Raw genomic sequence first — 654 nt, forward strand, 5'->3', positions numbered from 1 at the left:
CGTGCCGGAGCAGCCGGGGTTTCAGCCTTGGGTGCCGGACGCGCGCCGGGCTTGACGCCCGTCGACGGTGCTGCCGGAGCCTGGGCCACGGGAGCTGCCGGTGCCGCACTGGGTGCGGGAGCTGCCGGTGCCGGAGCAGCCGCTGCCGGAGCTTCAGTCTTGGTTTCCGCAACCTTGGGGGCAGCCGGAGCCGGCGCAGGCGCCGGACGGTTTGCCGAGGGGCTGGCGGGTGCCTTGGGGGCGGACGCGGGCGCTTCGGACTTCGAAGCTGCTGCTGCGTCGGGGAAGGCGTTGCGGAGTTTCCTCACAACGGGGGCCTCAATGGTGGAAGAGGCAGAGCGAACGAATTCGCCCAGTTCCTGCAGTTTGGTTACTGCATCTTTGGAAGTAATACCGAGCTCTTTAGCGAGCTCATGTACGCGGACCTTGGCCACATTTCTCCTGTCTCGGTCCGCACCGAGCCAGGCACGAACCGTCTACTTCTTACTGCGGACCTCCGCCGCGAGTGCAGCTGAAAGGTCCATTGCAGAGCGCAACAAAGTTGTCATCGTTGCGCACTCATCGCTGGGAACTCATCGGGTTTCCATCAGTTTTCTGACCCGCTTTCAGGTTGGACGGTTGTTGCTGCGGCCACCGGGGTGTCCACGGCTTGCG

Annotated in this window: 2 protein-coding genes (1 of these 2 only partly in view); both read right to left on the reverse strand. The window is 64.8% G+C overall.

Annotated elements, in window-relative coordinates; all coding sequences use genetic code 11:
- A partial coding sequence (locus K789_RS24455) for a translation initiation factor IF-2 N-terminal domain-containing protein (protein WP_192815739.1) occupies positions 1 to 434 on the reverse strand: 434 nt, incomplete at its 3' end.
- 171 nt (positions 435 to 605) lie between these two features.
- Positions 606 to 654, reverse strand: the 3' end of a protein-coding gene (locus tag K789_RS24460) for a YlxR family protein (protein ID WP_128081578.1). Its footprint extends 278 nt past the window's final position; 49 of the gene's 327 nt are visible here — the last part of the coding sequence; its start codon lies off the right edge, out of view; its stop codon occupies positions 606 to 608.

Source organism: Arthrobacter sp. TB 26, from assembly GCF_000427315.1.
Taxonomy (GTDB): Bacteria; Actinomycetota; Actinomycetes; order Actinomycetales; family Micrococcaceae; genus Arthrobacter.